Origin of the sequence: Nocardiopsis trehalosi NBRC 14201 (assembly GCF_001552555.1) — a bacterium.
GTDB classification, from domain to species: domain Bacteria; phylum Actinomycetota; class Actinomycetes; order Streptosporangiales; family Streptosporangiaceae; genus Nocardiopsis_B; species Nocardiopsis_B trehalosi.
Genome location: NZ_BCRK01000274.1, coordinates 1 through 5495, shown reverse-complemented (window position 1 = coordinate 5495; position 5495 = coordinate 1). Strand labels below are relative to the sequence as shown.

Annotated in this window: 1 protein-coding gene; it reads right to left on the bottom strand. The window is 76.8% G+C overall.

Features of this window, described 5'->3' with window-relative positions; genetic code table 11:
- Nucleotides 1-5495: LuxR C-terminal-related transcriptional regulator (locus NT8_RS26960; protein ID WP_067975608.1), on the bottom strand; the 5495-nt coding region annotated here is incomplete at both ends.

The following is a 5495-nucleotide window of genomic DNA, read 5'->3' as shown; positions in this document are numbered from 1 at the left end:
CCCCGCCGAGCCGTTCGCCGATCTCGGCGGGGCCCGCGCCGGCCATGAGGTCGAGCAGGAGCCGGCGCTGGGGTGCGTTCAGCGCGCCGACGAGGTCGCGGGCCCGCTGCCGGACGGCCGGGTCCTGAGTGGGCGCGGGATCGGTGGGGAGTCCGGCGTCGCGGGCGATGGCGGCCGCGTCGGCGAGGTCGGTCACCCCGAGGTCGGCCATGACCCGCCGGGCGAGGTTCCGCACCGCGTCGTCACCGAGGGAGAGGCGTCCGCCGATCTCGGCGGGGCCCATCCCGGCCCCGAGGAGCCCCAGGAAGTGGCGCCGGTGGTCGCTGAGCGCGCCGACGAGGTCGAGGGCCCGGGCCCGGTCGTCGGTGCTCGGCTCTCCGGCGGGCGCCCGGGACGCGGCGGGGTCACTGGTGAGGCCGGCCGTGCGGGCGATGGTGATCGCCTGGAAGCGGTGGGCCGCCCCCAGTCGACTGACGAGGTCGCGGACGTAGCCGGAGATCGTGGCGGGGGCGAGGCCGAACCGCGCGGCGATGTCGCTGTTGCGCAGCCCGGCGCCGAGCAGGGCGAGCATGCGGCGCTGCGAGGGGTCCAACCCGTTGACGCGGTCGAGGGCCTGGCTCCGCGTCAACGCGGGCGCCGGTTCCGGCGCCGGTGCGGGTTCGGGGGCGGGAGCAGGGGTGGGCGTCGGCGCGGGCGCGGACGCGGGGGCCGGGGTGGGGCTCGGCGCGGCCCGGCGGCCCACGGCCACCGCCTCGTCGCGGTCCTGGATACCCAGGACCCGGATGATCTCGGCGACGCGCCGGTCGATCGTCCGGGTGGCCAGGCCGAACCCGTCGGCGATGTCCTCGTTGCTCCGCCCGCGCGCCAATTCGGCGAGGAGTTCGCGGTGGACGTCGTCCAGCCGGGTCTCGGCGAGGGCGACGGCACGGTCCGTCCGCTGGTCGGCGGTCAGTCCCTCGGGGGAGGGGGGCGGGACCAGTCCGGAGTTCCGGGCGATGGCGGCGAGCTCGTTCCGGCCGACCCCGAGGATCTGCGTGGCGCTGCGGAGGTGGCCGTCGATCGTATGGACGCTGCGGTCCAGCAGGTCGGCGATCTGCCCGACGTCGTGGCCCGCCCCGAGAAGGCCGAGGACCTCGCGCTGGCGGTCGTTGAGCAGGCCGATGTGGTCGCGGCCGGCGTCGCCGGTGTCCTGGTCGGCGTCGGGGAGGGTGCCCGCGTCACCCCCGTCACCCGCGTCGCCCTCGTCGTCGGAGACGCCGTAGAGGTCCTCGTCGGTGGTGTTGGGAGCGGGGGCGGGGGCGGGGCTGGCGAGGACCGGGGTGCTGAAGTCGAACCCGGCGTCGCCGTCCGGCACGGGCTGGGTGTTCAGGGACGCGAGGAAGTCGTCGGGGTCGCCGGTACCGGTGCCGAGGGTCAAGGCGGCCGGGTCGACGGTGCCGAAGTCCAAGTCGAGGTCGAAGCCGCCGGTGCCGGGGGCGAAGGCGGTCGGGTCGACGGTGCCGAAGTCGAAGTCGAGGTCGAAGTCACCGGTACCGGGGGCGAACGCGGGCGGGTCGACGGTACCGGAGTCCAAGTGCAAGTCGAGGTCGAAGCCGCCGGTGCCGGGGGCGAAGGCGGCCGGGTCGACAGTGCCGAAGTCGAAGTCGAAGTCACCGGTGCCGTCGAACACGCCCTGGGCCTCCAGGGACGCGAGGAGGCTCTGGAGGTCGTCCTGCTGCCCGGGGTCGGACCGGTAGCCGTGGTCGGCGTCACCGGAGGGGGCGGTCGGCCACCCGGGCGGCGGGACCCACCAGTTGGGCACGATCTCGGCCTCGACGAACCACAGGTTCTCCTCGGGGCCGTCGGGGGTGCGCCGGCCGGGGCGCTGGTACGCGGCGTGGATGTAGACGCGGGAGTCGCGGTCGGTCAGCAGCCCCGGGTGGCCGCCGCCGTGGGACGCGGCCGCCAGGTAGGCGGCCGGGTAGCCCTGGGGCACGCGGAGCATGACGTAGACGGGCGCGTCCTCGGCCGCGCGGGCGCCGAAGGTGGTCGACAGGTAGGGGGGAAGGTCGCGGACGGTACCCGCGATCCCGCCGGCGGTGTCGAGGTCGTCGGGGTCGATGCCCAAGCGCCGCTGCAGGGCGGCGTCGGCGCCGAGGTGCACGGTGACCGGCGCGGGGAGGGCCGCGCCCCGCAGCACGGCGTCGATGTCGGTGACGATCCACTGGAAGTCGTCGCGGTCGTCGGACGCGACGCCGCCGGAGGCGAGCCCCTCGTCCACCATCCCGCGCGCGTGGCCGGTGTACTCCCAGATGGAGTTGGCCTGGTTGGCGGTGACGTCCAGCGTGCCGGGGCCGCTCGCGGGGAGGGGGTTCCCGTCGACGGTGGCCACGGTGGGCAGGTGCGCCTCGGCCCACTGGGCGGCGGCCGCGTCGTCGTGGAACCGGACGAGGCCGGGCATGCCGGCGCCCCGGCCCGGGAGCCCGCCGGAGCCCATCCACACCTGCCGCGGAGGGGCGAAGCCGCCGTCGTCGGAGTCGTCGTCCAGGTCGGCGGACGACTCCTCGTCGGAGTCGCCGGCGGCCTCCTCCCGGTCGGCGGGGGCGCCGGACCGGTCGCCGAGGTCGCGGCCGTCCTGGGCGGGGGCGTTCTGGCCGGGGGCGGGGTGCGACGGTCCCCGGCCGCCGGGTTCGCGGGCGTCCGCGTCCGCCGGGGGATCGACCCGCGTATCTCCGGCGCTCTGCCCGGCCGGTGCGGCGGGGGCCGGCGGGGCGGCCGCGGTGGCGGTGGGTACCGGTGCGGCGGCCTCGGGAACGGGGCCGGTGAGGTGGGCGGGGTCGGGGGTGAGCCCGCCCGCTCTGGCCTGCCGGCCCAGCTGGGCGCGGTTGCCCGTCCCCACCTGGTTGTAGATCGTGCCGAGGTGGTACTTGACCCGCGCCACCGTGCCGCCGATCGCCTGGGCGATGGCGCCGTTGGAGAGCCCGCGCCCGATGAGGGCGGCGATGGTGCGACTCACCCCGGTGAGGTCGGTGACGGCGATGGAGGTGGCGCCGGAGGTGAGGTGGGCGGGATCGGGGGTGAGCCCGCCCGCCTCGGCCTGCCGGGCGAGGGTGGTGCGGCTGCTCGTCCCCAGGCGGAAGTAGATGTTCCGCAGGCGGTTCTCGACCGTGCTCATCGTGCCGCCGATCGCCTGGGCGATCGCGCTGTTGGTGTACCCCTGCCCGATGAGGGCGGCGATGGTGCGGTCCAGCCCGGTGAGGTCGGTGACGGTGGTGGAGGGGGTCGGGGCGGTGCCGCCGGTGATGTGCGCGGGGTCGGGGGTGAGCCCGGCCGCGCCGACCAGTTCGGCCAGTGCGTCGCGGCTGCTCACCCCGAGGCGGGTGAAGAGGCTGTAGACGCGGTTGTTGATGTGGTCCACCGGTGCGCCGGTGGCGCGGGCGATACCGCCCGAGGTCTGCCCCTGCCCGATGAGGGCGGCGATGGTGCGGTCCAGCCCGGTGAGGTCGGTGACGGTGGTGGAGGGGGTCGGGGTGGTGGCGCCGGTGAGGTGGGCCGGGTCGGGGGTGAGCCCGGCCGCGGTGGCCAGCCCGCGCAGGTCGCCGCGCCCGGTCACCCCCAAGGCGGCGTAGATGCGGGTCAGGCGTACCGCGATGCTCGGCGGGGCCATCCCCAGCGCGGTGGCGATCTCGCGGTTGGTCCGGCCCTGCCCGACGAGGGCCGCGATGGTGCGGTCCAGGCCGGTGAGGTCGAAGACGAGCGTGACGGGGGGCGCGTCGGGGAGGACCTCCGGGTCGTCGGTCTCGGCCATGAAGACCTGGGTCGGCGCGCCGTCGGGGGAGAAGCCGCCGAGGTCGCCGAGACCGTAGCGGTAGGTGAGGTCGGCGACGACGTCCTCGATGGTGCGGGGGGCCTTGGCGTCCTTGCCGTTGATGAGCGGGGAGAGGTCGGGCGCGGTGGGCGGGGCGCCGGCCCAGGGGTCGCCGGGGTCGGTGTCGCCGGTCCGCGCGGGCGGCGCGGCCGGGGTGACCGGGGCGTCGTACAGGTCGTCGTAGAGGTCGTCGTCGGCGGTGCGCTCGCCGCCGGAACGGGTCGCGGCCGGGTCCCCCTCCTCGGTGGACGGGGACGGCGGTGCGGGGGTGGTGTTCAGCGCCCCGGTGAACGCCTCGTCGACGCCGTCGGCGGTCTCCGGCCCCGGTGTGCGCGCGGGGTCGTCGGTCGGGGCCGCGCCCGGCCGGTCGGGCGCCCGCCGCTCCGGCGCCGGGGCACCGGTGTCGGTGCCGGTGTCGGCCTCGGCGTCGACCGGGGTGCCGTCGGCGCCCCGCGCGTCCGCGTCCACCGGGAGCGGGCCCGGGGCGTCCGCGCCGGAGGTCGGCGCGTCGGCGCTCTCGGTGCGCGGCGGACGGGGCGCGTCGAAGTCCTGCGGGCCGCCGCCCCCGCCGCGTCCGAGGCCGCCGGACCCGTCGCCGGTTCCGCGGCCCCGGCCGCCCCGGCCACCGCTCCGGTCGCCCCGCCCGGTGCCCCGGTCGGCGCCGTCGCCGCGCCCGGCGCCATGGTCCCGCCCGGTGCCGTCGCCGCGCCCGGAGTCGGGGTCGAAGCGGTCGTTGTCGCCGCCGTCTTCGTCGGGCCCCTGGGTGGTCGTGGTGGCCGGCGCGGGCTTGAGCGCCGCCAACGCCGCGCGCTGGGCGGCCAGCCAGTCGGCGGCCGCCTTGGTGAAGTCCTCGTCGCGGCGCCCCACCACCTTCTTCTGCGCCTCGTACGCGCGGAACTCGGCGCTGTCGGCGGGCTGCCCCTTGGCCTCCTGCGCGGCGTACCAGAGGTCCTGGCGGGCCTTGAGGTAGTCGGACTCGGCGTCGGCCAGCCGCTGCTGGGCCAGGGTGACGCCGTCGACCGCCCCGGCCGCGGTGTCGGCGTCGGCGCGGTCGATGATGCCGAGTCGCACCGCGACGTCGTGGGGGACCCAACCGGTCACCTTGGCCTGGGTCGTCCCGATCTGCGTCTGCGAGCCGCCGAAGACGCCGCCCACGGGCGCGCGCTTCGCGGCGATCGCCCAGTCCGCGTCGAACTCCACCAGGTACAGCGGCCCCTCGTGGGTGCCGAGGAGTTCCGGGGGCGGCTTGGGCAGCACCGACTCGGCGTGGGCGCCGCCGCTGTGCGACGCGCGGCTCGCCTCCCCGGAGGTGTGCTGGGTCCCCGAGTGGTGCTCGTTCATGCCGCCGGTGGTGGTGTCGCCCAGGGCGGCGCCGCCCGAGGCGATGACCCCGCCGCCGTGGTCGGTCTCGATCGTGGTGCCGGAGCCCTGGGAGTGGCTGTCGGTGATGGAGCCGGTCGGTGCCACGTACAGGAGCTTGGCCGTCGTGTAGTCCGGGCGGACCGCCATGCCCCACGACGTCCGGCCGCGGTCGTCGAAGCCGAGGCCTCCGGGGGTGTTGGCGGCGATGAAGTGGGAGGGCAGCACCGACGGGTCGAGCGTCTGCCTGACCGCGTCGGAACGGGGGTGCAGTCCCAGTTCGCTGGTC